This is a genomic window from Flavobacterium sp. WV_118_3 (assembly GCF_039778605.1).
GTDB lineage: Bacteria > Bacteroidota > Bacteroidia > Flavobacteriales > Flavobacteriaceae > Flavobacterium.
Window position 1 is genome coordinate 1,831,870 of the sequence record NZ_CP156060.1, and the last position, 26,621, is coordinate 1,858,490.

A 26,621-nucleotide genomic window follows, 5' to 3' on the forward strand; every position below is an offset into this window, starting at 1 on the left:
GCCACCCAAAGGTAGCTTTCATTATTTTATTATTTGGCTATTATTTCTTTTTATGCAGGTATTTTTTGTTTTTGTAATAAGCCAATGCTACCAATAGCGTCACCAAAGCCAGTGAATAATACACGAAGTTCGGTGTTACCACTTTATCTCCTTTGGCATACGAATGCAAACCGGACAGGTAGAAGTTTACTCCAAAATAGGTCATTAGAATAGAATAGAAGGCATAAACACTAATCGCATTATAAATCCATTTACCACGCATGGCCGGAACCAGACGCATATGGATAACAAAAGCGTATACCATTATACTGATCAACGCCCAGGTTTCTTTCGGATCCCAACCCCAATAACGTCCCCAGCTTTCATTAGCCCATTGTCCGCCCAGGAAGTTACCGATCGTTAACATCACCAATCCAACCGTAAGCGCCATTTCGTTGACATAGGTAATCTCCTGAATATTCAGGTTCATTTTTTCTTTGTTCTTTTCGTTCGTAAACACCATTAGCAATAACGCTACAATTCCCAGAATCATTCCCAACGTAAACGGACCGTAACTTCCTACGATAACCGCCACGTGGATCATCAACCAATACGAATTCAATACCGGTTGCAGATTGGCAATAGCCGGATCCATCCAACTCCAGTGTGCTACCATCAGGATCATGGACGCTACAAAGGCTGTCGAAGCTACCGTTAATTCCGATTTTCGTCCGAATGCCAATCCGAAGAACATGGTTGCCCATCCTACGTAAATCATCGATTCGTAGGCATCACTCCACGGTGCGTGACCGGAAATGTACCAACGGAAAATCAATCCCGCTGTATGCAATACGAATAATACCGCAATGATCGCATGACTGATTTTTACCAATATATTAACCGTTTTATTGGTTTTGAAAATTTTGATGATTACAAAAAGGAACATCAGCACTCCGGCATACATATACCAGGAGAATAGCTTTTTGAAAATATCGTATTTGTTATACAGAATTTCCGTATCGATTTTTTTATCGCTTGGACGTACTTTCGATCCGTATTTGATCTGGTAATTTTCCAATCCTTTTAGCAAGCTGTCCGACAGTTTATAATCGCCCGAAATTGCGGCTTTGTCGATACTGCTCAAATAATACGGAATGACGTTTTTAATGGAATCCAAAGCGGTATGCGTTTGCTCGTTCACTTCCAGAAACGATACCCATTTGTTATTCGGATCGTTCGGAACCGGGAATACTTTTAAAATCTGTCCGCTTAACGCCGAATACAACAGGTTTACTTTTTTATCGGCTTCGATAAAGTCTTTCTGGAATTGGTTTGGAACCGCTGCTTTATAGGCTTCGTCCAAAACACCCGCCAGTTTGTAATTTCCTCTTTCGTCGAAGAAACTTACCAATGGGGCATATTTTTCACCCAACGACACTCCGATTAATTTATGGATACTGTCGTTGTCTTTTTTCATATAGATCAACGGAACGTTATACCATACCTGCGGGAATTGTGTCATCGACAGGAATGCCTGATCGGAATTCATTCCTTTATAATGATCCTGTTTGCTTACTTTTCGTAATAGTTCGGATGAAAACGTATTGATAGGCTTCATACGTCCCCCCTGATCCTGAATTACCAATCGGCCAAATTTTGCCGCTTCTTCATCGCTTACCTTATATTTGGTTAGTAAGGAATCAATCTGTTTTGGCGTTGGCATCTGATGTTGGTGGTTGTTTTGCGCAAAACCGCTAAACGATAACAATAAGGCAATAAGCGGTAGTAATTTTGCTTTTTTCGAACGTACCTTTTCCAGCTTCTTTTTCAGATCGCCAAATCGGCTATTTTTATCGAATAAGATCGCCATAAGTCCAATATACAATAAGAAATAACCCAAATAGGTCATATTGGTTCCCCACGAATCGTGGTTTACCGATAAAACGGTTCCTTTTTCATCCGGATCGAATGATGACTGGAAGAAACGGAATCCTTTATAGTCCAAAATGTGATTCATATAAATGCGTTCATCGCGTTGTTCCGCACCATCGAGTACGGTTACTTTACTTTCAAAAGACGAGTAGCTTTTTTCCGTTCCCGGATATTTTTCGGCTACGAAATCATTTAAACGGATTTTAAACGGTGTTTCATATACTTTACTTCCGTACATCATAGTAAACTCCAGATTCCCCAGTTTAAAGGAATTCGGTACCCCCATTTTTCCTCTGGCTCCCAATAGGGTTACTTCGTGTTCTTCGTTTCCAACCGTTACGGTTAGCACCAACGCATCGTCGGATTTATCGTCTTTAAAGTTGTTGTTCGATTCGAAGGCTACAACACCTTTTATGGCCGGCTCCGGTAGTACAAATTGCGTACCGCCCATATTATACAAGGAACGGAACATTAAATCCTGAACCGTATCTTTGGCAACATCACCTTTCATCTGGTCGGCCATTCGCATAAAGTTTCCTTCAAATGGCGACTTTATCGAATATTTATCACCGTCTTTGATGATATTAATCGCACCGTCGGTTGGTTTGTTAAACGCAAACAATACGTTGTGGATGTTTTGTACTTCTCCTTCTTTCAGGTAATGCTCATGACGGGTTCCGTCGCCGGATTCCACGAGTTTTAAAAATAATGTCCCTTTTTCGCTTGGTTTGATCACCTCTTTGGCACCCATTATAAAGTCTTTATAACGGATTTCAAATGGCGTTTCATTAAACTTCTTGGAAATCGTAAAATCGTTATTGGTCACCGGTGAGAATAAAGCTCTTTGTTCAAAGGTTCTTCTACGCATTTCACCCTGATAATCACCATCTACAAAAACAGTCAGGTACGTTCTGTCTGAAAAAATCTGATTGGAACTTTCGCCTTCTCGGATCGGCATCACGCCTTCATAACTGATATAACGGGTGATAAAGGCTCCCAAAATGATAAAAATAAAAGACAAATGCAGCAATAGCGTTGCCCATTTCTCTTTTTTATGCAATTGGTAGCGTTTGATATTCCCAAAAAAGTTGATCAGGAAGATCGCCATAATACCTTCGAACCATTTCGTATTGTAAATCAGAATACGGGCTGTAGTGGTATTATAATCGTTTTCAATAAACGTTCCTACGGCCATCGCTACTGCAAAGAAAATAAACAGAAAAGCCATTAAACGCGTGGAGAACAAAAATGAGACTATTTTTTTACCCATGGTGATTGGATTTGTTTTTTATAAATTGTCGCAAAAGTACTTAAAAACAAACTCCTATTAACGCTTTTTAACGTAATATTTAATAGCTGTTAAAAATGATAAACCTTTCTTAAAACAGACCTTTTTGTCTGTTTTTTTTTTATAATGATACACGTCAATCGAAAAAGTTAATTTAACATCTGGTTCTTCATAGGATTACCTTCCTAACCTATTCTTAAACATTCTCTTACAACGATTTATTTTTAAGTTAATACTTCCCTAACCCAAAACCTTCACTTTTGTACCCAACCAAAACAACACACATGACACCATTTTACACTTCTAAAAAGAACCTGTTACGTCTATTCCTTTTTATGGGGTCGACCTTTACCTGGGGACAGACACAACAAATTCATTATTGGAATTTTAATGCGCTGCCATCCGGAACGCTAACAAGTGTTGCGCCCGATGCTTCGTTACTTCCAACCGGAACGCAGATTACCTATCCCGGAACCGGCGCCGGCTATATGGACAATGTAGCCGGATCGGCATTGAACGCACAAAATGGTGATGCCGCCGGATTGGGTTTACGTCCGAGAAATCCGAGTAACACCCGTGCTCTACTGGTTTCAGCGCCTACTACCGGATATCAGAATATCATCATTAAATTTGCGACGACCCGTACTACACAAGGAGCTTCGTCTCAAAATTATTCGTATACGCTAAACGGAACCGATTTTATCACGACCGGATTGGCCATAACCACGTATTCACCTCAAACAGAACCTACCTATGAAGTGGTAACCCTGGATTTCTCCGGAATCACAGGTGCCGCCAACAACCCTGATTTTGCCCTGAAAATTGAATTCGGAGGTAGCACGGCTGCCGGTTCCAGCGGAAATAATCGTTTTGACAATCTTACCATTACCGGTTCTACTGCCGGTGGTAACGATACCTCTCCTCCGGTAGCTACTTTTAATCCAACGCATAACGCGACTAACGTAGTCATCAATACGCAGCCTACGATTTCGTTTAATGAAAACGTTCGTCTGATTGACAATTCGCCTATTACCAATACCAATCTTGATGCTTTGGTAGAACTACGTTTAGGTGGTGTTACCGGAACTCCTATACCATTTGATGCCACATTTAGCAATAACACCATCACGATTAGTCCACTGCAAACACTTAGCAACAGTGCGATTTATGCAGTGTTATTAGCCCCCAATCAAATCGAAGATATGCATGACAATGCGTTAACAAACAGTGCCGCAATTCAGTTTTCGACGGTAGCTTTCGATACCAAAATTGCGATGGCTTCCAATTTTGTAACGGTAAACGAAAATCACGGTACGTTATCATTCAACCTAAATCTGACCAATCCTGCTAATGCATCGGTGGATTTGGTGGTAAAAGCCGCTCCGTTCAGTACGGCCGATCAAAATGACTTTACATTACAAACCCAGACCTTACATTTTACAGCCGGTAGTAACGCAACTCAAACCATTTCAATTCCGATTATCGATGATACGTTGGAAGAACAACATGCCGAATATTTTGTACTAAGCCTTGAAAACCCGGTTGGTTTAACGATTAACGGAAATCCAATGACTACCGTATATATCAAAGACAACGATCGTCAGGCGCCTAGCCCAACTAACGATATCCAATTGGAATACGTAGGTAGTTTCGATCCATCGGGAGCGAGTACCAGTTCGTGCGAAATCATCGTACACGATCCGGCTACGCAACGTCTTTTTACAATCAGTGCTATTTCCGACAAACTGGAAATCATCGACTTTTCGAATCCGGCCAATCTAAGTGTGATCAACTCTATCAATATGGCTTCTTATGGCGGTATTACCAGTGTAGCTGTTAAAAACGGAGTGGTTGCTGTAGCGTCACCCAATGCCAACGAACAATTAAACGGATCGGTAGTGTTTTTCGACACCAATGGTACGTTCTTAAAACAAGTAACCGTAGGCGCTTTACCCGATATGGTAACCTTTACACCCGACGGAACAAAAGTTTTAACCGCCAACGAAGGACAACCAAACGATGCCTATACCGTAGATCCGGAAGGTTCGGTTTCCATTATCGATATTTCCGGTGGAATCGCTTCTTTAACGCAGGCTAATGTTACTACGGCTTCATTTACCGCTTTTAATGCACAGGAAGCCGCTCTTATCGCTTCCGGAGTGCGTAAAACCAAAAGTACCAGTACGCTGGCACAGGATTTGGAACCGGAATACATCACCATTCGTCCTGATTCTCAAAAAGCATGGGTAACCCTTCAGGAAAACAATGCCATTGCCGAAATTGATCTGGTTACCAAAACGATTTCCGATATCTGGGCTTTGGGAACAAAAGATATCAGTTTGCCAGGTAACGGTATGGATATTTCCGATAATAACAACGAAGTATTGATTGCCAACTGGCCCATTCAGGCGTATTATATCCCGGATGCTGTAGCGAATTACACGGTTAACGGAACAACCTTTCTGGTTATGGCCAACGAAGGTGACGAAAAAGAATATGCCGGTTTAACCGAAAGAACTACGGTTGGTGCCAATACTTATACTTTAGATCCTGCTATTTTCCCGAATGCCTCGGTTTTAAAACAAAACCACAACGCCGGGCGATTACGTGTTACCAATCTTAACGGAAATACCGATGCGGATGCCGACTTTGAAGAAATCAAAATTTTAGGTTCCCGTTCGTTTTCCATCTTTAATGCCGATACAAAAGCAATTGTGTTTGACAGTGGTGACGATTTCGAAATGTATACCGCTATGACACCGTCCATCAGTCCGATTTTTAATGCCGATCATGGTGATAACGTTAAAAAAGGAAGAAGCCGCGCCAAAGGTCCGGAGCCGGAAGGTGTTACGCTAACGCAGATTGCCGGTAAAACCTTTGCTTTTATAACGCTGGAGCGCGTTGGTGGTGTAATGGTGTATGATGTAACCAATCCAAGCGATGTAAAATTCGTTGACTATAAAAACAGTCGTAGCACATCGGCGTATTCCGGTGATTTTGGTCCGGAAGGCGTTACGTTTATCAAAGCAGCCGATAGTCCGAACAATAAGAATTATGTAGCCGTAGCCAACGAAATCAGCGGTACGATTAGTATGTATGAAGTGAATACAGCCAATCTAACCAACGACGATTATGTACAGACTCCAAAAACCTTTACTGTTTTCCCAAATCCATCTACCAAAGGTGTGGTTTATTTTAACCGTATGGCCAGCTATTCGCTATATGATTTGACCGGAAAATTAATCCAGTCGGAGAAAAATGCATTATTGATCAACACGTCAAAACTGACGGCAGGAATGTATCTGATCAAAACGGATGAAGGCCTTACCCAAAAATTGGTTGTTAAGTAGTTTATTATATTTTTAGGAAGAAAGCCGGGTTGGATTCGCCTCCAATCCGGTTTTTGATTTTTGTTTTTGGGCGTTAAATATATCCCAAACCCGGTTTTACGGCGGCCATTTTCATAAATTTGAGAAAACATTTACCATGAACCGGTTCCATTCCATTACCGAAAAGTTACACATTCAATATCCAATCGTTCAAGCGCCAATGTTGGGCGTAACCACTCCCGAAATGGTGGCCGCCATTGCCAATGAAGGCGGATTGGGATCACTTCCCGTTGGTGGTTTATCGCCGGAAAAAACAACCGAACTAATCCGAAAAACCAAACAACTTACCGAGCGTCCGTTTACCGTCAATCTGTTCGCGCATACAATCCCGGAAGTAAATCGGAATCAGGCTGCACAAATGCAGGATTTCCTGGTTGATCTTAGCAAAAGACATGGATTGGAATTCCCGGAAGTAAACGTGAGAACACTCCCTTTTTATTCCTATAAAACACAAATCGATATTCTGATTGCCGAACAAATCCCTATTGTGAGTTTTACGTTCGGGATTCCGGATGATGAGAGTCTGCAGAAATCAAAAGCCAGTGGCGCCATTTTAATCGGAACGGCGACTTGTTTGGAAGAAGCGCTTCTATTAGACCAAAAAGGTGTCGATATGATCACGGCGCAAGGTATTGAAGCCGGCGGTCATCGCGGTACTTTTCTGGAAACGATTCCGTTACCACAAGTTGGTGTGATAGCATTGGTTCCGCAAATTGTAAATCGCATTGGTAAACCGGTTTTGGCTTCCGGAGCGATCAACGATGGGAAAACCATTAAAGCGGCTTTTACTATGGGCGCTTCCGCGGTGCAAATCGGAACGGCTTTTATTGCCACAACCGAAAGTCTGGCGATACCGGCTTATCAGCAGGCGGTCTTGACGGCAAAAGATACCGATAGTCAACTTACCCGTGCGTTTTCCGGACGATGGGCTCGCGGTTTGCAAAATCAATTTATGGCCGAAGTGGAGCATTCCGGTTTGACACCACTTCCCTATCCGATTCAAAATAGTCTGACGACCGCATTGCGCCAAAAAGCCCAACAACAAAATAAAGGTGATTTTACCAATCTATGGTCGGGTCAATCGGCGCCTAAAATCCATTTACCGGATTGCACCGCGATTTTCCGGGAATTGATCCGACAGGCGGAATTAACCAACTAAAAACACCTTATCTGTTTTATCCTTTAAAAGAAAAACACACTCTAAAAGAAAACACCTGACAGGTTTTCCATACCTGTCAGGTGTCTCTTCAAAAGAATAATCTTTTTAAATACCTATTTCAATCTGGAAGCGAACATACCAGTTGTTTTTGGTCGATCCGTCGTTAAAACTCAGTCGATCGTAGGTAAATTCGGTTTGCAATTTAAAGGCATGCTCCCAAAGGTATTTGGTTACGCCAAGGGTATATTCGTTGGTATCCGGCGTAAAAGCTTTGATATCCTTATTCGCTTTTTGCGTTGAAAATCGGCCGATGATTTCATAATTCGTCGGAAACGTATAACTCAACTGATAATCCATTCCATGTCCTACATAAGCATAATTCGTTACGGTCGGATCCAACGGATCAACCGCTACCGGATTATGTGACGCACGGGACATATAGGTCGCCATAGCAGCCCAACCGTTATATTTAAACATCGCATCGGCAAAAAAGGAACGCAAGGTTTTTTGCTGGTATAAATCGTCTCCTAACTGACCCTGGGTTCGTCTGGCGTTATTGTTTTGATGATAGGCACCCGAAAACAATAATTTGGGTGTTTTTTCGCGGGCAAGATCGCCTTCAAAATTCGATCCGTCTTTGGTGAACGATCCTAATGGAAACAATTCGATCTTACCGGTTAAAGCCACACCGTTATCCGGGCTTTTAGTCCAGTTACGACCTTCACCGGTAGTAACGGCCGCTTTTAAATTATAGGAAAACTGATCTTTTTTCTCATTCAGATAATATGCCTGAAGTCCAAAATCCCGGTCAATATTAAATTTGGCATTATTTATCGAACGATCGGTTAACTGTAACGCTCCCGATGAATTGACCCGTTGACGGTTACCCGGTAATTTTGTTTGCCCGAAAGTAAAACTCCAGTTTCGGTTTGGTCGGTAAATAACTGCCGCGTCCCGGATAATATTGATGTTTTCACCATCGTGAATTTCGCCAACATCGCCCGGTGCAAAGGATAATTGCAACACATACAGAAAATGCGGGTTTCCTACATAACCGTCGAAACGCAAACGCAAACGACGAATCTGTCCATCGTACGCATCGTCTTCCCCTTCATTTTTGATAAACCCGATACGGTTTTGCATCCGGAAACGAATATTTAACTGGAAAAGACTGTCGGCAGAAGTAATTCCAAGTCCCTTACCGTAACTGTAATAGGGCAATGCCGCTAATTTTAAATCGTTATCTTTGGTGCTAATCTTAATGTCCTGCGCCTGTAGTACGGCTGCGACGAACAGTAAAACAAAAGTTAGTTGTATTCTCATGTTAGTGTTGTGTTATCTAGGAGCAAAACTAATGTTATTTATTGGCTGACGATATTAAGATAATGTTACCTTTGCGAAAAATTAATGTTATGCAAAATAATTATATAGGATACCACTTCTCCGTGGAACCCAAAGAGTTAGGTTCTGAAATTTTAATCGCCGAACTGGGAGAAACCGCTTTCGAAAGTTTTATCGAAACCGAAAACGGGCTTTCCGCTTACGTTCAAAAAGAGCTGTGGAATGAAAATATTCTGGACGATATACAAATTTTACATTCGGAGGAATTTACCATTTCCTATACTATAGAAGAAATCGAACAGGTAAACTGGAATGAAGAATGGGAAAAGAATTTTGAACCAATCGACATTGACGGTATTTGTCAGATTCGCGCGCCTTTCCACGAAAAAAATGACGCGCAATACGATATCGTAATCGAACCAAAAATGAGTTTTGGAACCGGTCACCATGAGACAACATTTATGATGGCGCAACACTTGTTGGAGACAGATGTAACCGGAATGAAAACCCTTGATATGGGATGTGGTACGGCAATTTTGGCCATTTTAGCCGAGATGCGTGGTGCGCAACCCATCGATGCTATTGATATCGACAACTGGTGCTACCTGAATTCAATCGAAAATGCAGAACGCAATAACTGTAAACACATCACGGTTTACGAAGGCAATGCTTCGTTATTAGTGGATCAGCAATACGACTTGATCATAGCAAATATCAACCGTAATATTTTACTAAACGATATGCAGGCTTATGTAGATCGTCTGAATAAAGGCGGTATCCTATTGCTAAGTGGGTTCTACGAAGAGGATATTCCGTTTATCGATGCGTCTTGTACCGAAAAAGGACTGACGTATGTTAAAAAGTTCCAAAAGAACAATTGGGTATCTTTAAAATATGTAAATTAGCTAAAATTTAAACTAAGCTTCTGATTATGAGTACCCAGGAAAAAGTTTTAGAAAGCGTATCGGTTGAAGAACTGATTTCATTAAATAATGAAATTGTACTGTTTAACGACGATGTAAATACTTTCGATCACGTAATTGACACTTTAATCCGCGTTTGCGACCATACCGCCGAACAAGCCGAGCAATGTGCCATTCTGGTTCATTATACCGGGAAATGCACGGTAAAAACCGGTTCGTATAACGACCTGAAACCGCAGTGTTCTTCACTGTTAGATGCCGGTTTAAGCGCTGAAATACAATAAAAAAGTCCCGATAAAATCGGGACTTTTTTATTTTCAAAACCACTTCTTAATGTGGCAATATCTCTTTTAACAATCCGTAGATATAGGTTCCCAAAAGCGCACCCAATAGGATCACGCCCGCGCCCCAGAATCCGGCGCCTAACAGGATAAAAATCGGTCCCGGACACGAACCAACCATTGCCCAACCCAATCCAAACAACGTACCGCCAATAATATAACGGGCCAATCCTTTTTCTTTCGGTTCGATCACAATAGGCGCACCGGTATAATCTTTTAGGTTTTTACGTTTGATCAACTGAACACCGATAAAACCGGTCATTACCGCAACCATAATGATTCCGAACATATGGAACGACTGGAACTGGAACATTTCGTAAATACGGTACCAGGATACCGCTTCCGATTTGGTTAGTACGATTCCGAATACAAAACCAACCAGTATAAATTTGATATATTTCATCTTATCTGAAAATTAAAGGTAATAGAAAATGGGACATGATCAATCCGCCGATAAAGAACCCGATTACGGCAATCAGCGAAGGCAACTGTAAATTACTTAACCCGGAAATAGCATGTCCGGATGTACATCCGCCGGCATAACGCGTTCCGAAACCGATCAGCAAGCCTCCTGCCAATAAAATGATAAAGGTTTTCGGATTTTTTAAGGCTTCAAAACCCATTAACGAATCCGGAGCCAGTTTCCCTTCCGGCGCTTCGATATGCATCGTTGCCAATTGTTCTACCGTGGTTGGGTTTAGATTAACACCACTTCCGTCGCTTAAAAAATGAACGGCTACAAAACCGCCCAACATGGCTCCAAAAACCACTGCCAGATTCCAGCGTTGTGCTTTCCAGTCAAATCGGAAAAAATCGGCAAAACGACCCGCTCCGCCAATACTGCATAAGGTTCGTAAATTAGATGACATTCCGAATGCTTTGCCAAAATAAAGTAGCGCCAGCATCACCATTCCGATCAAAAAGCCCGATATATACCAGGGCCAGGTTCCATAAAGTACTTCCATAAAAAACTGATTTAGGGCAAAAGTACTTATTCGACCAGTATTTTGTGTAACATTGATTACATAATTTTCGGCAAACCAAATATTCTGCTACCTTTGAAACCATAAATTTATCCGCAGATGAAAAAGTTTTTTACCGAAATAAAATGGAGTATCATTTTTTCCGTAGCCACTGTTTTATGGCTGTTTTTAGAGAAAATTGCCGGCTTTCACGACGAAAAGATCAGTAGTTATTTCTATATCAGTTTGCTGTTCGGAATCGTATATAGTATCGTTTTTACGTTGGCATTAAAAGAAAAAAAGGCGACTTTTTATAACGGTACCATTACCTATAAACAGGCGTTTATTTCGGGCGCTATACTGACGTTGCTGATCGCTGCTATAAGCCCACTGGTACAGGTGATTTTTCACGAGATAATCTCTCCGGACTTTTTCGACAATGCTATTGCGAATGTGATGAAAACCAAACCGGGCAATAAGGAATTTGCAACCGGTTATTTTAACCTTCAGAGCTTTATTTCACAAGGATTTTTAAACATCCTGTCTTTAGGAATTATATTATCGGCAATTGCCGCTTATTTTATTCAGACCAAAAACCGAAATTAATTATGAAAAAAACAGCTTTTGCCCTGCTAGTACTGGCGCTGTCGGTTTCTTCCTGTATCAGCACCAAATCGACTATTAAAAATATTGACGAAAACGCTTCACGCCCTATTCTTCGCGGGGATTATTATGTACTGACCGAGTATAGCGATAACGCCAAATACGGATATGATTCGGACTATCCAATCAATATCGGATTTATATCCGAATCGCAGGAAAAAAATAATGTGACCTACTTTTTTAACGGATTGGAAGGTCCTGACGGGCAAAAATTAAGCTTCGAAAAAACCGGAACCTGTTGTCCGTTTCCAACCAAACACAACCGCGTAGGTGCCGGAATGCTGGCTATGTACACGGTAACCTGGGAAGGCCAGTCCAAACCGGTGGTCCTTTATTTTAACACTTTCGAAAAAGGCAAAATAATGTGTCCTAAAGGTTTATCCATTAAGAAAAACCCATCCCGAACTCACTAATTTTAAGAATACTATAAGAAATCGCATCCTTCCGAAACGTTTTTTGGAAGGATTTTTGTTGTATATTTGTGTCACTTTTTAAGAATCCATTATGAACTTATCCAATATACCGCAAATCAAACATACTGATAGCGGAAATTTCTTTTTATTGGCCGGACCTTGCGCCATTGAAGGCGAGGAAATGGCCATGCGAATCGCCGAAAAATTAGTAGGCATCACCGACAAGCTTGCCATTCCTTATGTGTTTAAAGGCTCGTTTAAAAAGGCTAACCGTTCCCGAATCGATAGTTTTACCGGTATCGGAGATGAAAAAGCCTTGAAAATACTTCAAAAGGTATCCAAGGAATTTGGCGTACCAACCGTTACCGATATTCACGAAAACCACGATGCCGAATTGGCTGCCGAATATGTGGATATTCTTCAGATTCCTGCCTTTTTAGTACGTCAGACGGATCTTGTGGTGGCTGCGGCGCAAACCGGGAAAACTGTAAACCTAAAAAAAGGTCAGTTTATGAGTCCGGAAAGTATGAAACACGCGGTACAAAAAGTATTGGACTGCCAAAATGAAAACGTGATGGTAACCGATCGCGGAACCATGTTTGGTTATCAGGATATGATTGTGGATTACCGGGGAATCCCAACCATGCAACAATTTGCTACTACGGTACTTGATGTGACGCATTCGCTACAACAACCCAACCAGTCGGCCGGCGTTACCGGTGGTCGTCCGGATATGATCGAAACGGTTGCCAAAGCCGGAATCGCAGTTGGTGTTGACGGTATTTTTATCGAAACCCACTTCGACCCTGCCAATGCGAAAAGCGACGGTGCCAATATGCTACATCTGGATTATTTTGAAGGGTTGATGCAAAAACTGGTAGCGATCCGTAAAACTGTAAATTCTTTTTAATTTTTACTATCGATAATGAAACATCCATTTTTAATGGCTGTGCTAACTTTTTGTGTTTTTTCACAGTACACCTTTGCTCAGGAAGAAGCAATCACACCTGAAAAATACACGGCGCATAACAAGGGTAAGTTTTACGTTTTCTGGGGTGGAAACCGCGCAAATTTTACCAATTCGGACATCCATTTTCAAGGTGCCGATTACGATTTTACGCTTCATGATGTTGCGGCTCAGGACAAACCCAAAGGATGGCATATTGACTATATCAACCCGGGACGAATGACAATTCCACAAACCAACCTGCGTGTAGGTTATTTTATCACCGACAAATATAACATTTCGATTGGTGTAGACCATATGAAATATGTAATGCAACAGGATCAGGTGGCGCGTATTTCCGGGAATTATCCAGCGGAATACAACAACACGGTCGTGAGCAATGGAATGGTAGATTTAACCGATGAAAGTTTCCTTACGTTCGAACATACCGACGGATTAAACTATATCAACACGGAATTTTCACGAGTGGACGATATCTCAAAATGGTTTGGAATTACCAATACGGATGTATTTCAGATCAATGTAACCGAAGGTGTTGGTGGCGGTGTTTTATTTCCAAAAACCAATGCCAAATTGTTTAATAAAGAACGTCATGACGATTTCCATATTTCCGGATTCGGACTTTCAGCCAAAGCCGGACTGAACCTGACTTTCTTTAAACACTTCTTTATTCAGGCCGAATTAAAAGGAGGTTATATCAACATGAATGATATCAAAACCACATATAGCAACGACGATAAAGCATCACAGCACTTTATGTTTTTACAACGTGTGATTGCTTTTGGAGGTATTTTTAGAATATAAGCTAAAAGAGAACAGAAGCAAGAGAAAAATACTCGACAAAAAAGGCTCCATTTGGAGCCTTTTTTTATGGATATAACGCCATCGCTTCTTGGATCAAATCCGTTAAGACAATCGGATCTATTCCTTCCAGCGATTGGTAACGCAGTGATTTCATTGTATTCCGTCCTTCCGACACTAATAGCTCCTGATGTTGCAAAAGTTTAAAACCTCTTGAAAAACCAAGATCGACAAACTGTCCTTTATGACTCGCATTCAGAAAACAAAAAGGTCGGCCTTTATAATACATATACGGAACGGTCCATTTGCATTCCAAACGATACGAGGTTTCCAATGTCATCTCCAAAACCGCCACTAAATGCAATAATATCGAGCGATACGGTTCCGGTTGGTTGATAATATATACGTCGGCCGGTTTCATACTTATGCTTGTCTTTCCTCTGAAGAAACGTTCTGTACATTCTTTTTTGCCTTACGAATCAGGCGTCGACCGTAGCGAATCAGTAGATAGTCGGCTACAGCCAATACCACCATCGCCACTACAATTCCCATATAGTACACAATCAGAAAACTGGGTTTCTCCCCTTTTAGATGTTCCGTAAATGTTGTAATACCAATAAGCGCCATCAGGAGATACACCCCAAACAACACGCCGATGATAACCAGAAAATAGCCTACTATACGCATCCTTTTAAATCTTTTTACAAACATATCACTTGTTTTGGTAATTTCCGATGAATTGGCTTTTAGATTTATTTTTTGCAAAAAAATTGTTCGTTTCAAAAAATATTACTTACTTTGTTTTTCAAAGTACTTTTAAATGGATACAAATAATTATTTACAGGATTTAAAAGACATCAAGGACTTGATGAATAAATCAACTCAGTTTATCTCATTAAGTGGTCTTTCCGGGGTTTTGGCCGGTGCCTATGCTTTGATTGGCGCTTTCGTAGCTCACTATCTGATCCGTACCAACACCGGAGCCTATGTTTCCGTTGACAGTTCTCTGTTCCAACAACTGGTTTTGGTGGCTTTGGTCGTACTGGTTGTCTCTTTAATTACGGCGTATATTTTCACCGTTAATAAAGCCAAAAAAACAGGCGAAAAAGTATGGAATTCCTCTTCCAAAAGGTTATTGATCAACTTTTTTATTCCCTTGGTTACCGGTGGCATTCTGGCGCTATTATTATTCGAAAAAGGTTATTACGATCTGATCGCTCCCACTACCCTAATTTTTTATGGCATGGCTTGTTTAAACGCCAGTAAATACACGCTACGGGACGTTCGCTATCTTGGGATTACCGAAATCATTTTAGGGTTATTATCCGTAGCTTTTTCCAATTATGGTTTGTACTTTTGGGCGCTTGGATTCGGAATCTGCCATATCCTCTATGGCGCTGTGATGCATTATAAATACGACCGAAAATAATTGTTTTGAAAAGTCTCATCGAAAATATCAATAAAGCATTTGACCATCGGATCCGTTTGGGTATTATGTCCATACTGATGGTTAACGAGTATGCTGACTTTACGACGCTTAAAGAGCTTTTGGGCGTGACCGACGGTAATCTGGCCAGTCATGCCAAAGCCCTTGAAAGTGAAAACTATATCGCTATTGAAAAGCAGTTTATCGGAAAAAAACCAAACACCCGCTATAACGCAACCCAGGACGGTCGCAAAGCGTTTCAGGAGCATATTGATGCCCTTGAAAAATTAATCCAAAAACACTAAGACTATTTTTTTAGCTATTAACTTTGAATTTCAAAGTACTTTTAAAAAATAAACAAACAAAATTCAATAACCTTAAATCAAATCAACATGGACCATCAATCAGACAAAGACACTTCCAGACCGGAAGTAAACCTTCCCAAAATGCCTACTCCTTTTTTTCAAACGCCAACGGTCAAAATGATCATGATTGGCTTTCTGGCACTGTTTCTGCTTATACCGTTGCAGTTTGTCAAAGACTTAATCTCAGAACGTTCCCAACGGAAAAACGAGGTGATTAAAGAAGTGAGTGAGAAATGGGGAAGCAGTGTCAATTTTTACGGACCTATTTTAAAAGTACCGTATACCGAAGTCAATAGCAAATACTATAAATATGCCTATCTGTTCCCGGAAAAACTGGAAAATCAGACGACGGTCGAAACCAAACCCTTAAATCGGAATATTTATGATGCTACCGTTTATACCGCCGAAATGAATTTTAAAGGTTCGTATATAAAACCGGATTTCGACATCCAGAATATTCCGGCCGGAAATATACATTGGGATAAGGCGACCATTTTGATTCAGACCACCAATCTAAAGAGTATTAAAGATCAAGTGGGGATTACTTTTGGCGGCAAACCCTATACTTTCGAACCGATTTACAACAGCAATTCCGGTTTTGAAGCGTTGGAAACCGGCCCTATCAATATGACAGCCGCTACTTTTCCAACGAGCTTTCAGTTTAAAATCAAATACGATGGTAGTCAGCTGATCAAAATGGTTCCGATTGGAAAAACGACCGAAATGAGTATGAAATCCAACTGGCACAGTCCTGGTTTTACCGGTAATTTCCTTCCGAATGATAAAACTAAGGTGATCACCAATGATGGTTTTCAGGCGAAATGGAAAGTGCTTCACATCAACAGAGCGTTTTCGCAGCAGTATTTCAACAGTCTGCCGGATTTGAGCAAATATGCTTTTGGGGTGAATTTTATCGTACCGGTTGACGAATACCAGAAAAACGAGCGCGTTTCCAAATACGGCTTTCTGGTGATTGGTCTTACGTTCCTGACGTTTTTCCTGATTCAGTCCATCAGTAAAATCCGCATCCATATCTTCCAGTATTGTATGATTGGTATTGCGCTGGTATTATTTTATACGTTGCTTATCGCGATCACCGAGCACAGTAGTTTCCGATTGGCGTATATCCTTTCCGGTATTGGAGTCGTTCTGATGATCAGTTTGTATTCGTTTTCAATTCTGAAAAATCCCAAGTTTCCATTACTCATTGGTACGTCGCTATCGGCTTTGTATGTGTTTATCTATATTATCATTCAGATGGAAAATTATGCCCTTCTGGTAGGTAGTATTGGTCTATTTATCATCCTTGGACTCGTAATGTATCTTTCGCGAAAAATTGACTGGAACAGCAATTAATCCCATAAAAAAAGTCCCGATTAAATCGGGACTTTACTTTTATTTATTGTTTTGCTTTTGGCGCCGGTGGCGTTTCTAACATTTCGATTTCAAAAATCAAATTGGTGTTTGGTGGAATAATCGCATAACCTCTTTCTCCGTAAGCCAAATGCGACGGAATAAAAAGGATCGCTTTATCACCAAAAGACATGTTTTCCAATCCTTCGATAAAGCCCGGGATTAAACCTTCTTTATTACCATAAGGGAACGGGAATGGGGTATACTGATTTGCAGCTGCTCTGTTGGCATCAAGCTTACCAAAAGCTTTTGCAACATCTTCATAGCTGGTATCAAACAAGTCTCCGTTTTCGAAATAACCGGCATAGTGCACATATACCTGTGTTCCGGCAGCTGGTTTTTTACCGCTTCCTTTTTTAATGATAGCATATTCCAATCCGGATTGTGTTTTAGTAGCTCCCGTTTTTGCTGCTGCAAATGCCGCTACTTTTTCCGTTTTAATTTTGCTCAATCCTTCAGCCAGTTTCTTTTGTGCTACCGATTCGGTATCGTAGTATCCTTTGAATACTTTTGGAGCATCAAATTTCTTAGCGTCTTTTCCAATACGGATGATCGTGATTTTTTTGATTACATCGTTTTGCTCGATTTTATTCACGATATCCATACCTTGAACCACTTCTCCAAAAACACTGTGTTTTCCGTCTAACCATGGCGTTGCTTTATGCGTGATAAAAAACTGACTTCCGTTTGTTCCCGGTCCGGCATTGGCCATTGATAAGATTCCCGCTTTGGAATGTTTTAATTCCGGTGCGATTTCATCTTTAAATTTATAACCTGGTCCGCCTTCTCCATTTCCGTCCGGATCACCACCCTGAATCATAAAATCTTTGATCACTCGGTGAAATTTAACGTCATTATAAAAGGGTTTCCCTTTGAATTTATCTTTTACAAAAGGGTTTTTACCTTCGGCTAACGATACAAAATTCGCTACGGTAACCGGCGTTTTCTGGTATTCTAATTTAACGATTATGTTACCTTTATTCGTCTCGATATCGGCATAAAGCCCGTCGCCTAACTTATCGTAAGATGACGTACAAGAACTAAATAATGCAACAAGGCCTACAAATAAACTTGTCATTGATTTCATTTTTAAATTGATAATTATTACTAGTTTTCGGGTTGGTTTTTTGTATTTTCAGTTTCGGTTTTCAGAGCCGGCTTGTTTTTTTCGGAAGCGCCCGGTTTTAAATCGGTTAACGTAACCGTACAAATTAACGGTTGATTGGTACCGATTTTATCATTATCTCCATGATAACCATAGGCCATATGCGACGGAAATAAGAAGGTTACCTTCTCTCCTTTTTTCATCAGTTTGATACCATCGCGAAGCCCCATCATGATGTTTTGCTTGTCCACATGGTAGACCTGCGATTTTAAATCGGCTTCCGAATAAATCTGTTTACCGTCCAAATCGCTGATGTTATAATCGAAATAAGCGATGTCCCCTTTTTTAGGTGTCAGGGTTTCTTTGTCATTTTTGACGTCATAACGATACCAGTATCCTTTGGCTGAAGCAACATAGGCCTTTGCGGTATCTTTACTGATCACCGCCTCGATAAGCGATTCTTCATTGGCGATCAGTTTTTTATTTCGCTTGATCGATTCTTTGATAAAAGTTCCCGAACTATGCGAAATCGGCTGCCGTGCCTGTTGCTGAGAACAGCTTGTAAAAGCAAATCCCAAAACGGCCAGCATTAAGAAATAGATTCTTTTCATAACTTATGTTGTCTTTTCAGACGCTAAAATAGCAATAAATTGTTGTATCGTTTCGTCTAATGTTAAAAAGGATTTTCCGCCGGCCGCATTGATATGTCCGCCGCCATTGAAATGTTCGCGTGCAAATTGATTTACATCGAAACCGCCTTGCGAACGGAACGATATTTTCACGATACCTTCTTCTTTGTTTTCGATAAAAATAGCCGTAAAATCAATTCCTTTAATCGATAGTCCATAGTTGACAATCCCTTCGGTATCGCCTTTCGCATAATGAAACTGATCCAGTTCGTCCTGAGTTAAGGTGATATAGGACGTTTTGTATTCCGGTAGCAATTTTAAGTTTTGTAAACCGCGGCCTAATAACTGCAAACGGTTGTACGAACTTGTATCGAACAGCAGGTTATGTATTTTACTGTTTTCCACACCACGGTCGATCAGATCGGCTACGACACGATGTGTCGTACTGGTTGTAAGCGGAAAACGGAACGACCCCGAATCGGTTACAATTCCAGTATAAATACAGGTTGCCACCGTTTTATTGATCAAATTGGCATACCCCAATCCGGTTAAAAATGTATACACCATTTCACAGGTAGAGCCATAACCGGTATCAGAAAACGTATATTTTGCATACGTATCCGGCAACTGGTGGTGATCGATCATGATGAATAATTTTTCCGTCAACGTTTTTAGGAAATTCTCCATCTGTTCACCCGTTCGGTGTAAAGCGTTAAAATCTAATGTAAAAACAATATCCGCGTCATTGATCAGCGTTTCACATGTTTTTTTCTGGGTTTCAAAAACCCGAACCGTATCGGCTCCCGGAAGCCAGTTTAAAAAATCCGGAAACTCATTGGGCGCTACGACAACCGCCTTATGGCCCAGTTGTAAAAAAGTGTGGTACAATGCCAGTGTCGACCCCATAGCGTCTCCGTCTGGATTTCGATGGGGAATGATCGCGATTTTTTTTGGCGAGGCCAATAACGTATGGATCGCTTCCATTTCATTTTTATTCATCATGCTGCGAATTTACATTTTTTTGATTCACAAAAGGGTTAGTATTTCCTTAAAAATAAAGGTTTCGAAAAAACCACCAAAATAATACGGCATTCCGGACGTTTTTTTTGTATTATTGTCCCATTAAAGCATAGTACTAAAATGAAAACGATTCGAAAAGCCCTACTCTTTTTGCTGTTTCTATCCGGAAGCAGTCAGCTTTACAGTCAGGATTACCGTTTTGTCACAACAGGTGTCAGCGTGGCCGAAAAGGACAAAAAAGGAAAATGGAGCGATTATACCGAATTCCGTAAAGCGGAAATCATTATTGATCTGAATACCCAAAAAAACCGGATTATGATTTATTCCAACGTCGAGCAGTTGTTTAAAATCATTAAATATTTCGATGTTAAATCAACACCTACAGACGACATTGCTTCTTTTCAATGCGTCACCAACGAAGGAGACGATTGTACGATTGCCATTTATACCCGTAAAAAACAAGGCAACCGCAAACAAATGTATATCTATTATAACGACCGGATTGTGGTTTACAACATGAAATATTTAAAAGATAAATAATAAAAAAAGAGCTGTCGGATGACAGCTCTTTTTTTATTTCAATTTCCCGAATTACAGGAACATTTTCAAAATATAATACATGATTCCTGCGATCAAAGCCGATACCGGAATCGTAAGAATCCAGGCCCATAACAGGTTAATCGTTACACCCCATCGTACCGCTGAAATACGTTTTGTAATTCCAACCCCGATAATCGAACCGGTAATGGTGTGTGTGGTTGATACCGGAACTCCCATATGCTCGGTTAAATATAAGGTAACCGCACCGGCCGTTTCGGCTGCCACACCTTCAAGAGGCGTTACTTTGGTAATTTTAGATCCCATCGTTTTAACGATCTTCCATCCACCACTTAGCGTTCCCAAACCGATAGCCAGGAAACTCACAAACGGAACCCAGGCCCAGTCTTCTACAAAGTGTGAAAAACGGTGACTCGAATCCAAAGCAGTATAGGCTACGTCACCAATATTCATATGATAACAGATTACAGCTGCTCCGATGATACCCATTACTTTTTGGGCATCGTTTCCTCCGTGTCCTAAACTAAACAAGGCCGAAGACACCAACTGTAATTTTTTAAACCATTTATCAGCTTTATGCGGATTGACCTTTCGGCAGATATTCATAATTAAAATGGTAATCAGATAGGCAATAAACATACCGATTAACGGGGCGCAGAAAATAAACAGGAATGTTGGGATTACTTTAGCGTAATTAATTACGTCTACTCCATTATCGGATAAAGCGCCGGCATGTGCCAATGCTGCTCCCATAAATCCTCCCAATAAAGTGTGGGACGATGAAGACGGAATTCCCAGTTTCCAGGTTAATAAGTTCCAGATAATTGCCGCGATAAGTCCGGCCAGAATCACCTCAAGGGTAATAAAGTTTTCGTTAACCGATTTAGCGATTGTGTTACCAATCTTAAATTCACCGATCCAGTACATGGAGATAAAATAAGCTGCGAAGTTAAAGGCCGCCGCCCATAATACTGCCTGGAATGGTGTCAGTACTTTTGTGGCTACGATGGTCGCAATCGAGTTGGCCGCATCGTGAAAACCGTTGATATAATCAAAAATCAGTGCTAATACAATGATTATGACAAGTAATGTAAAATCCATACGATTTGTTTTCTGGGGTGATGACTGTTGTTATGAATATTTAACCGTTACCGATTCTAAAACATTGGCAACACTCTTACACTTGTCGGAAGCTGTCTCTAATGCCGATAGTACTTCTTTGTATTTGATGATATTTTTAGCATCGGTTTCGTTTTCGAAAATATCCGCTACGGCTTTATCAAATACGTTATCCGCTTTACTTTCCAGTTTGTTGATTTTTTTACAAGCATCAGCAATAGCTTTTAAGTTTTTAAGGTCTTTTAATTCCTTAATCGCATTCCCAATATGCTGACACGCTTCTAAGTTGATTTCCGTTAATTTACGGATTGATTTTGTGATTTTTTCTACCTGATACAAACGCATTCTACTTGCTGCTCCATGCATATAATCGGCTACATCATCGATAGCTGTGATCAAAGCGTGGATATCTTCACGGTCGAATGGCGTGATAAAATTACGGCTTAGTTCCAGGTTCGTTTTATGGGTAATTTCTTCGATGTTAGCTTCTAACTCTTCAATCTTTTTGAAGTACTCTTCTCTTTCGTTTTTCGGCGCATTTACTGCTTCGTGAAGGGTTTCTGCCAATTGGATCAGGTTAATGGAAGCCTGCTCAAAAAGAGGAAAGAATTTCTTATCTTTCGGTACTAAAAACTGGAAAATGTTGTTTAATGACATCATATGTTAATTTAATGACGCGAAATTACCCTTGTAATGTTAAGCTAACGTTAACTAAATAACAATTCATGTTTAATTAATCCCCCGTAAAAACTTCGACAGACACCTTCTTTTTTATTGGTAATTAAATCGTAAATTAGCGCTCCAACAAACAAACTCAAAGCGAAACAACATATAATGGACTTAAACTTCAACAAAAACGAAGATCATAACAAGCTTTTAGTCTCCGAATTAAAACAAAATTTAGCAAAAGTAAAACTCGGAGGTGGCGAAAAACGAATTGCAAAATTACACGCTGAAGGCAAAATGACTGCCCGTGAGCGCATCGATTATTTATTGGACAACAACTCAAAAAGTATCGAAATCGGTGCTTTTGTAGGCGAAGGTATGTACAAAGAACACGGCGGATGTCCTTCCGGTGGTGTCGTGGTAAAAATCGGATATATCAAAGGAAAACAATGTATTGTGGTAGCCAATGATGCTACCGTAAAAGCCGGGGCCTGGTTCCCGATAACCGCGAAGAAGAATCTGAGAGCACAGGAAATCGCAATGGAAAACAAATTGCCGATTATTTATCTGGTAGATAGTGCCGGCGTATACCTTCCGCTACAGGATGAGATTTTTCCCGATAAAGAACACTTTGGTCGTATTTTCCGCAATAATGCTATCATGAGCAGTATGGGAATCACCCAAATCGCTGCTGTAATGGGAAGTTGTGTTGCCGGTGGTGCTTACCTTCCAATTATGAGCGATGAAGCGCTGATTGTAGACAAAACCGGAAGTATTTTCCTGGCCGGAAGTTACCTGGTTAAAGCCGCTATTGGCGAAACAATTGATAACGAAACGCTCGGCGGTGCGACTACACATTGCGAAATTTCAGGAGTAACCGACTATAAAGCCAAAGACGACAAAGATGCTTTGGATACCATTAAAAATATTGTAGGTAAGATCGGTGATTTTGAAAAAGCCGGATACAACCGTGAAAAACCGGCCAAACCTGCTTTGGATGAAAACGAAATCTACGGTATTCTACCGAAAGCGCGTTCTGAACAATACGATATGATGGACATCATTAATCGTTTGGTAGACAATTCAGAATTCGATGAATATAAAGCCGGATACGGGCAAACGATTATTACCGGCTATGCCCGCATTGACGGTTGGGCTGTTGGTATCGTAGCCAACCAGCGTAAAGTGGTTAAAACCAAAAAGGGCGAAATGCAGTTTGGTGGTGTTATTTATTCCGACAGTGCTGATAAAGCAACCCGTTTTATTGCCAACTGTAATCAGAAAAAAATCCCGTTGGTATTCCTTCAGGATGTAACCGGATTTATGGTAGGATCCAAATCCGAACATGGCGGTATTATTAAAGACGGTGCCAAAATGGTAAATGCAGTATCCAACTCCGTTGTTCCCAAATTTACCGTAGTGGTAGGAAACTCCTATGGCGCCGGAAATTATGCCATGTGCGGAAAGGCCTATGACCCAAGATTAATTTTCGCCTGGCCAAGTGCCGAACTAGCCGTTATGGGTGGCGCACAGGCTGCTAAAGTTTTATTACAAATTGAAGCGTCTTCGCTAAAAGCAAAAGGAGAAGAACTGACTCCGGAAAAAGAAGCCGAAATGTTCGATAAAATCAAAGCGCGTTACGATGCGCAGGTGTCGCCTTATTATGCCGCTTCACGACTTTGGACCGATGCCATTATCGATCCGTTGGATACCCGTAAATGGATCTCCATGGGAATCGAAGCTGCCAACCACGCTCCTATCGAAAAACCGTTTAATCTTGGCGTAATCCAGGTTTAACACAACATACTGTAACAATTTTAAAAATCTACTACTTATCCGTAAGCAGTAGATTTTTTATTTATATTACTACTTTACTTACCCGGATTAAATTCAATACGATTATGAAAAACTTTATACTCGCTTCGCTTGTATTATTCGGCTTCCAGCAGGCTTCCGCTCAACTGATCACCGAAAAAGACGTTTTTACCCGCAGGGATTCCCTTCACGGTGGCTTACGAGCCGAACGTACCAGCTATGACGTACAACGTTACGACCTGAACATCACAATCAACCCGGAAGCGCGTTCGATTATCGGTTATAACGACATCACTTTTAAAGTGGTTACCCATACCAATATGATTCAGGTAGATCTGTTTGAAAATATGAAAGTCGACAGTATCGTGTTTCAAAATAAAAAACTGGACTACAAACGCGATAACGATGCTGTTTTTATAGCCTTTCCGGAGCGCCTTCTTAAAGGAACTACCGAAACCGTACGGTTTTATTATTCCGGGAAACCCATCGTAGCCAAAAATGCACCTTGGGATGGCGGTTTTGTATTTAGCAAAGATAGCAAAGGAAAAGACTGGATTGCCGTAGCCGTTCAGGGAACGGGAGCGAGTTTATGGTATCCGGTTAAAGATTCGCAGACCGACGAGCCCGATAATGGCGCCACCGTAAAAGTGGCTGTTCCTAATGGTTTGATGAATGTTTCCAACGGTCGTTTTAAAGGTAGTGAAGATCTGAAAAATGGGTATACCCGTTGGGATTGGGAAGTAATCAATCCGATAAACAATTACGACATTACGGTTAATATAGCCGATTATGCTCATATCCATGATAATTACAAAGGTCTTGATCTGGATTATTATGTGCTACGCGAAAATGAAGCCAAAGCCCGTAAACATTTTGAAGAAGTAAAACCAATGATGGATTGCTTCCAGTTGAAATTCGGAAAATACCCTTTCTGGGAAGACAGCTACAAGCTGGTCGAAACGCCTTATCTGGGTATGGAACACCAAAGTGCTGTAGCCTACGGAAACAAATACCGAAAAGGTTATCTGGGATCGGATTTGAGTGGTACCGGCATCGGACTGACATTCGATTTTATCACCATACACGAATCCGGACATGAATGGTTTGGAAACAGCATTACGTCTAAAGATATTGCCGACATGTGGATCCACGAGGCTTTTACGACTTATACCGAAGCGGTTTTTGTAGAATGCAATCTGGGCTATGACAAAGCGTTGGCCTATATAAACGGACAAAGTCGTAACGTTAAAAACGATCGTCCTATTATTGGTTTTTATGGTGTGAACAAAGAAGGTTCGGGCGATATGTATTACAAAGGTGCTTTGCTGCTCAATACAATCCGTCATACTCTTAACGACGACGCCAAATGGTGGAAATTGTTACTGGATTATTCCGAAACCTATAAAAAGCAAATTATCGACACCGAAACCGTTATTGCTTTCTTTAATAAGGAAACCGGAAAAGACCTGACCCCTATATTCAACCAATACCTACGTTATAAAGACATTCCGGTATTGGAACTTCGCACCCAAAACAACCGTCTGGAATACCGCTGGAAAGCCAATGTGGAAAATTTCCAGATGCCGGTAGAATATACGTACAAAGGAAAAACGGCCCGAATAGACGTTACTACCGAATGGCAGAAATTCGACAAAAAGGTAACCGCCGATCAATTGGAATTTAATACTAAAAAAATGTATTACAATGTTCAGAAATAATTTACAAAATACATTATTTTAACATTTTAAACATATAAAAACATAACTTTTAACCGATAAATTATCAAATATTAATTTTATTTAGTAACTTTCATACTAAATCAAATTGTCATTTGTTATGGATAGAGTAAAAAGTTTAAACAAATGGGCCAACGCTCATACCAGCTATCCGATAGATCTGGTGCGTATTGGCCTTGGTGTCTTTTTGTTTTTAAAAGGCGTATTTTTTATCACAAACAGACAGTACTTACACGAAATTCTCGGTCATATGAACAGGAATTTCGGTAGTGAAATGCTGCTCATCCACTATGTTGCCTCGGCACATATGGTAGGCGGTATTATGATCGTTTTCGGATTACTGACCCGCTGGTCTATCTGGGCGCAATTGCCGATACTAATCGGAGCAGTTATAATTAACTTTTTAGGACAAATGAATGTACAAAACCTGATTATGGCCTCGATCACACTGTTGGTCTGTGTTTTTTTTCTATTCTACGGAAGCGGGAAACATTCGGCCGACTATTATTTTAAAATGAACCAATAGTTTTTATACAAAACCCGCCACAAAGACCACTTGAACCAACGTGTATTCAGAAACGTGTTGTGAACAGCCAAACAGGTGACTTTGT

General features: G+C 40.7%; 26 protein-coding genes. 15 read left to right on the plus strand and 11 right to left on the minus strand.

Annotated elements, in window-relative coordinates:
• Positions 1–40: 40 nt before the first annotated feature.
• Entirely contained in the window at positions 41–3,181 is a 3,141-nt protein-coding gene (gene ccsA, locus ABFU83_RS08515; RefSeq protein ID WP_347070094.1) for a cytochrome c biogenesis protein CcsA, read from the minus strand.
• A 302-nt stretch (positions 3,182–3,483) separates the two neighbouring features.
• On the opposite strand from ccsA, the gene ABFU83_RS08520 reads away from it, so the two are divergent.
• Positions 3,484–6,549 (plus strand): choice-of-anchor I family protein, encoded by a 3,066-nt coding sequence (locus ABFU83_RS08520; RefSeq protein ID WP_347070095.1) that lies wholly within the window; start codon positions 3,484–3,486, stop codon positions 6,547–6,549.
• 136 nt (positions 6,550–6,685) lie between these two features.
• Positions 6,686–7,747: a nitronate monooxygenase gene (locus tag ABFU83_RS08525; RefSeq protein ID WP_347070096.1), complete on the plus strand. Its 1,062-nt coding sequence runs from the start codon at positions 6,686–6,688 to the stop codon at positions 7,745–7,747.
• A gap of 105 nt (positions 7,748–7,852) precedes the next feature.
• On the opposite strand, the gene ABFU83_RS08530 is transcribed toward ABFU83_RS08525, so the two are convergent.
• Complete coding sequence (locus tag ABFU83_RS08530) at positions 7,853–9,070, minus strand: porin (protein WP_347070097.1); 1,218 nt, start codon at positions 9,068–9,070, stop codon at positions 7,853–7,855.
• 89 nt (positions 9,071–9,159) lie between these two features.
• Here ABFU83_RS08530 and prmA point away from each other — a divergent pair, with 89 nt between their 5' ends.
• Together prmA and ABFU83_RS08540 are read left to right on the plus strand one after the other, a co-directional pair.
• The gene (gene prmA / locus ABFU83_RS08535) at positions 9,160–9,993 is read left to right on the plus strand and encodes a 50S ribosomal protein L11 methyltransferase (protein ID WP_347070098.1); all 834 of its coding nucleotides are present in this window, start codon (positions 9,160–9,162) and stop codon (positions 9,991–9,993) included.
• Positions 9,994–10,019: 26 nt separating this feature from the next.
• The gene (locus tag ABFU83_RS08540; protein WP_347070099.1) at positions 10,020–10,295 is read left to right on the plus strand and encodes an ATP-dependent Clp protease adaptor ClpS; all 276 of its coding nucleotides are present in this window, start codon (positions 10,020–10,022) and stop codon (positions 10,293–10,295) included.
• Between the two features lie 46 nt (positions 10,296–10,341).
• Here the strand turns inward: ABFU83_RS08540 and ABFU83_RS08545 are convergent, their stop codons facing one another.
• Together ABFU83_RS08545 and ABFU83_RS08550 are read right to left on the minus strand one after the other, a co-directional pair.
• Positions 10,342–10,755 carry a DUF6691 family protein gene (locus ABFU83_RS08545; protein WP_347070100.1) on the minus strand — a complete coding sequence of 138 codons (414 nt, stop codon included), beginning with the start codon at positions 10,753–10,755 and terminating at the stop codon, positions 10,342–10,344.
• Position 10,756: 1 nt separating this feature from the next.
• On the minus strand, positions 10,757–11,317 hold the full coding sequence (locus ABFU83_RS08550) for a YeeE/YedE thiosulfate transporter family protein (RefSeq protein ID WP_347070101.1): 561 nt from the start codon (positions 11,315–11,317) through the stop codon (positions 10,757–10,759).
• A 117-nt stretch (positions 11,318–11,434) separates the two neighbouring features.
• On the opposite strand from ABFU83_RS08550, the gene ABFU83_RS08555 reads away from it, so the two are divergent.
• From ABFU83_RS08555 to ABFU83_RS08570, 4 genes are all read left to right on the plus strand, one after another.
• On the plus strand, positions 11,435–11,920 hold the full coding sequence (locus ABFU83_RS08555; protein WP_347070102.1) for a DUF4199 domain-containing protein: 486 nt from the start codon (positions 11,435–11,437) through the stop codon (positions 11,918–11,920).
• Positions 11,921–11,922: 2 nt separating this feature from the next.
• Positions 11,923–12,390: a 2-dehydro-3-deoxyphosphooctonate aldolase gene (locus ABFU83_RS08560; protein WP_347070103.1), complete on the plus strand. Its 468-nt coding sequence runs from the start codon at positions 11,923–11,925 to the stop codon at positions 12,388–12,390.
• 91 nt (positions 12,391–12,481) lie between these two features.
• Positions 12,482–13,300, plus strand: coding sequence for a 3-deoxy-8-phosphooctulonate synthase (gene kdsA, locus ABFU83_RS08565; protein ID WP_136402848.1), 819 nt, complete (start codon positions 12,482–12,484; stop codon positions 13,298–13,300).
• A gap of 15 nt (positions 13,301–13,315) precedes the next feature.
• On the plus strand, positions 13,316–14,161 hold the full coding sequence (locus ABFU83_RS08570; RefSeq protein ID WP_136402847.1) for a hypothetical protein: 846 nt from the start codon (positions 13,316–13,318) through the stop codon (positions 14,159–14,161).
• 64 nt (positions 14,162–14,225) lie between these two features.
• On the opposite strand, the gene ABFU83_RS08575 is transcribed toward ABFU83_RS08570, so the two are convergent.
• Positions 14,226–14,579, minus strand: a complete 354-nt coding sequence (locus ABFU83_RS08575; protein ID WP_347070104.1) for a DUF1801 domain-containing protein — start codon at positions 14,577–14,579, stop codon at positions 14,226–14,228.
• Between the two features lie 2 nt (positions 14,580–14,581).
• The gene (locus tag ABFU83_RS08580) at positions 14,582–14,941 is read right to left on the minus strand and encodes a hypothetical protein (RefSeq protein WP_347070105.1); all 360 of its coding nucleotides are present in this window, start codon (positions 14,939–14,941) and stop codon (positions 14,582–14,584) included.
• A gap of 37 nt (positions 14,942–14,978) precedes the next feature.
• Between ABFU83_RS08580 and ABFU83_RS08585 the strand changes: the two genes are divergently transcribed.
• The 3 genes from ABFU83_RS08585 (at position 14,979) to creD (ending at position 17,305) form a co-directional block, all read left to right on the plus strand.
• Positions 14,979–15,587 carry a hypothetical protein gene (locus ABFU83_RS08585; protein WP_347070106.1) on the plus strand — a complete coding sequence of 203 codons (609 nt, stop codon included), beginning with the start codon at positions 14,979–14,981 and terminating at the stop codon, positions 15,585–15,587.
• Between the two features lie 5 nt (positions 15,588–15,592).
• Positions 15,593–15,889, plus strand: a complete 297-nt coding sequence (locus tag ABFU83_RS08590) for a transcriptional regulator (protein WP_347070107.1) — start codon at positions 15,593–15,595, stop codon at positions 15,887–15,889.
• 141 nt (positions 15,890–16,030) lie between these two features.
• Entirely contained in the window at positions 16,031–17,305 is a 1,275-nt protein-coding gene (gene creD, locus ABFU83_RS08595; protein ID WP_347070205.1) for a cell envelope integrity protein CreD, read from the plus strand.
• Between the two features lie 43 nt (positions 17,306–17,348).
• Here creD and ABFU83_RS08600 read toward each other — a convergent pair whose 3' ends face one another.
• The 3 genes from ABFU83_RS08600 to ABFU83_RS08610 are packed head-to-tail and all read right to left on the minus strand — an operon-like array spanning position 17,349 to position 20,095.
• Positions 17,349–18,449: a peptidylprolyl isomerase gene (locus ABFU83_RS08600; protein ID WP_347070108.1), complete on the minus strand. Its 1,101-nt coding sequence runs from the start codon at positions 18,447–18,449 to the stop codon at positions 17,349–17,351.
• 20 nt (positions 18,450–18,469) lie between these two features.
• Positions 18,470–19,078: a gliding motility-associated peptidyl-prolyl isomerase GldI gene (gldI, locus tag ABFU83_RS08605; protein WP_347070109.1), complete on the minus strand. Its 609-nt coding sequence runs from the start codon at positions 19,076–19,078 to the stop codon at positions 18,470–18,472.
• Between the two features lie 3 nt (positions 19,079–19,081).
• Positions 19,082–20,095 carry a bifunctional oligoribonuclease/PAP phosphatase NrnA gene (locus tag ABFU83_RS08610; protein ID WP_347070206.1) on the minus strand — a complete coding sequence of 338 codons (1,014 nt, stop codon included), beginning with the start codon at positions 20,093–20,095 and terminating at the stop codon, positions 19,082–19,084.
• A gap of 141 nt (positions 20,096–20,236) precedes the next feature.
• On the opposite strand from ABFU83_RS08610, the gene ABFU83_RS08615 reads away from it, so the two are divergent.
• The gene (locus ABFU83_RS08615; protein WP_347070110.1) at positions 20,237–20,656 is read left to right on the plus strand and encodes a hypothetical protein; all 420 of its coding nucleotides are present in this window, start codon (positions 20,237–20,239) and stop codon (positions 20,654–20,656) included.
• 51 nt (positions 20,657–20,707) lie between these two features.
• On the opposite strand, the gene ABFU83_RS08620 is transcribed toward ABFU83_RS08615, so the two are convergent.
• Both ABFU83_RS08620 and ABFU83_RS08625 read right to left on the minus strand, forming a co-directional pair.
• Positions 20,708–21,775 (minus strand): inorganic phosphate transporter, encoded by a 1,068-nt coding sequence (locus ABFU83_RS08620; RefSeq protein WP_347070111.1) that lies wholly within the window; start codon positions 21,773–21,775, stop codon positions 20,708–20,710.
• 30 nt (positions 21,776–21,805) lie between these two features.
• Positions 21,806–22,450 (minus strand): DUF47 domain-containing protein, encoded by a 645-nt coding sequence (locus tag ABFU83_RS08625; protein ID WP_136402937.1) that lies wholly within the window; start codon positions 22,448–22,450, stop codon positions 21,806–21,808.
• 177 nt (positions 22,451–22,627) lie between these two features.
• Between ABFU83_RS08625 and ABFU83_RS08630 the strand changes: the two genes are divergently transcribed.
• The 3 genes from ABFU83_RS08630 (at position 22,628) to ABFU83_RS08640 (ending at position 26,536) form a co-directional block, all read left to right on the plus strand.
• Positions 22,628–24,256 (plus strand): carboxyl transferase domain-containing protein, encoded by a 1,629-nt coding sequence (locus ABFU83_RS08630; protein WP_347070112.1) that lies wholly within the window; start codon positions 22,628–22,630, stop codon positions 24,254–24,256.
• 104 nt (positions 24,257–24,360) lie between these two features.
• Positions 24,361–25,992 (plus strand): M1 family metallopeptidase, encoded by a 1,632-nt coding sequence (locus tag ABFU83_RS08635; protein WP_347070113.1) that lies wholly within the window; start codon positions 24,361–24,363, stop codon positions 25,990–25,992.
• Between the two features lie 118 nt (positions 25,993–26,110).
• On the plus strand, positions 26,111–26,536 hold the full coding sequence (locus ABFU83_RS08640; protein WP_347070114.1) for a DoxX family protein: 426 nt from the start codon (positions 26,111–26,113) through the stop codon (positions 26,534–26,536).
• The last annotated feature ends 85 nt before the right edge of the window (positions 26,537–26,621 follow it).

Bases quoted from the DNA above. Each gene is read 5' to 3' on its own strand.
- ABFU83_RS08555 (WP_347070102.1), top strand. From the start codon at position 11,435: ATGAAAAAGTTTTTTACCGAAATAAAATGGAGTATCATTTTTTCCGTA.
- ABFU83_RS08600 (WP_347070108.1), bottom strand. From the start codon at position 18,449: ATGAAATCAATGACAAGTTTATTTGTAGGCCTTGTTGCATTATTTAGT.
- ABFU83_RS08525 (WP_347070096.1), top strand. From the start codon at position 6,686: ATGAACCGGTTCCATTCCATTACCGAAAAGTTACACATTCAATATCCA.
- ABFU83_RS08550 (WP_347070101.1), bottom strand. From the start codon at position 11,317: ATGGAAGTACTTTATGGAACCTGGCCCTGGTATATATCGGGCTTTTTG.
- ABFU83_RS08540 (WP_347070099.1), top strand. From the start codon at position 10,020: ATGAGTACCCAGGAAAAAGTTTTAGAAAGCGTATCGGTTGAAGAACTG.
- prmA (WP_347070098.1), top strand. From the start codon at position 9,160: ATGCAAAATAATTATATAGGATACCACTTCTCCGTGGAACCCAAAGAG.
- ABFU83_RS08635 (WP_347070113.1), top strand. From the start codon at position 24,361: ATGAAAAACTTTATACTCGCTTCGCTTGTATTATTCGGCTTCCAGCAG.
- ABFU83_RS08585 (WP_347070106.1), top strand. From the start codon at position 14,979: ATGGATACAAATAATTATTTACAGGATTTAAAAGACATCAAGGACTTG.
- ABFU83_RS08570 (WP_136402847.1), top strand. From the start codon at position 13,316: ATGAAACATCCATTTTTAATGGCTGTGCTAACTTTTTGTGTTTTTTCA.
- ABFU83_RS08620 (WP_347070111.1), bottom strand. From the start codon at position 21,775: ATGGATTTTACATTACTTGTCATAATCATTGTATTAGCACTGATTTTT.
- ABFU83_RS08560 (WP_347070103.1), top strand. From the start codon at position 11,923: ATGAAAAAAACAGCTTTTGCCCTGCTAGTACTGGCGCTGTCGGTTTCT.
- creD (WP_347070205.1), top strand. From the start codon at position 16,031: ATGCCTACTCCTTTTTTTCAAACGCCAACGGTCAAAATGATCATGATT.
- ABFU83_RS08615 (WP_347070110.1), top strand. From the start codon at position 20,237: ATGAAAACGATTCGAAAAGCCCTACTCTTTTTGCTGTTTCTATCCGGA.
- ABFU83_RS08625 (WP_136402937.1), bottom strand. From the start codon at position 22,450: ATGTCATTAAACAACATTTTCCAGTTTTTAGTACCGAAAGATAAGAAA.
- ABFU83_RS08530 (WP_347070097.1), bottom strand. From the start codon at position 9,070: ATGAGAATACAACTAACTTTTGTTTTACTGTTCGTCGCAGCCGTACTA.
- gldI (WP_347070109.1), bottom strand. From the start codon at position 19,078: ATGAAAAGAATCTATTTCTTAATGCTGGCCGTTTTGGGATTTGCTTTT.
- ABFU83_RS08575 (WP_347070104.1), bottom strand. From the start codon at position 14,579: ATGAAACCGGCCGACGTATATATTATCAACCAACCGGAACCGTATCGC.
- ABFU83_RS08640 (WP_347070114.1), top strand. From the start codon at position 26,111: ATGGATAGAGTAAAAAGTTTAAACAAATGGGCCAACGCTCATACCAGC.
- ccsA (WP_347070094.1), bottom strand. From the start codon at position 3,181: ATGGGTAAAAAAATAGTCTCATTTTTGTTCTCCACGCGTTTAATGGCT.
- ABFU83_RS08630 (WP_347070112.1), top strand. From the start codon at position 22,628: ATGGACTTAAACTTCAACAAAAACGAAGATCATAACAAGCTTTTAGTC.
- kdsA (WP_136402848.1), top strand. From the start codon at position 12,482: ATGAACTTATCCAATATACCGCAAATCAAACATACTGATAGCGGAAAT.
- ABFU83_RS08545 (WP_347070100.1), bottom strand. From the start codon at position 10,755: ATGAAATATATCAAATTTATACTGGTTGGTTTTGTATTCGGAATCGTA.
- ABFU83_RS08520 (WP_347070095.1), top strand. From the start codon at position 3,484: ATGACACCATTTTACACTTCTAAAAAGAACCTGTTACGTCTATTCCTT.
- ABFU83_RS08610 (WP_347070206.1), bottom strand. From the start codon at position 20,095: ATGAATAAAAATGAAATGGAAGCGATCCATACGTTATTGGCCTCGCCA.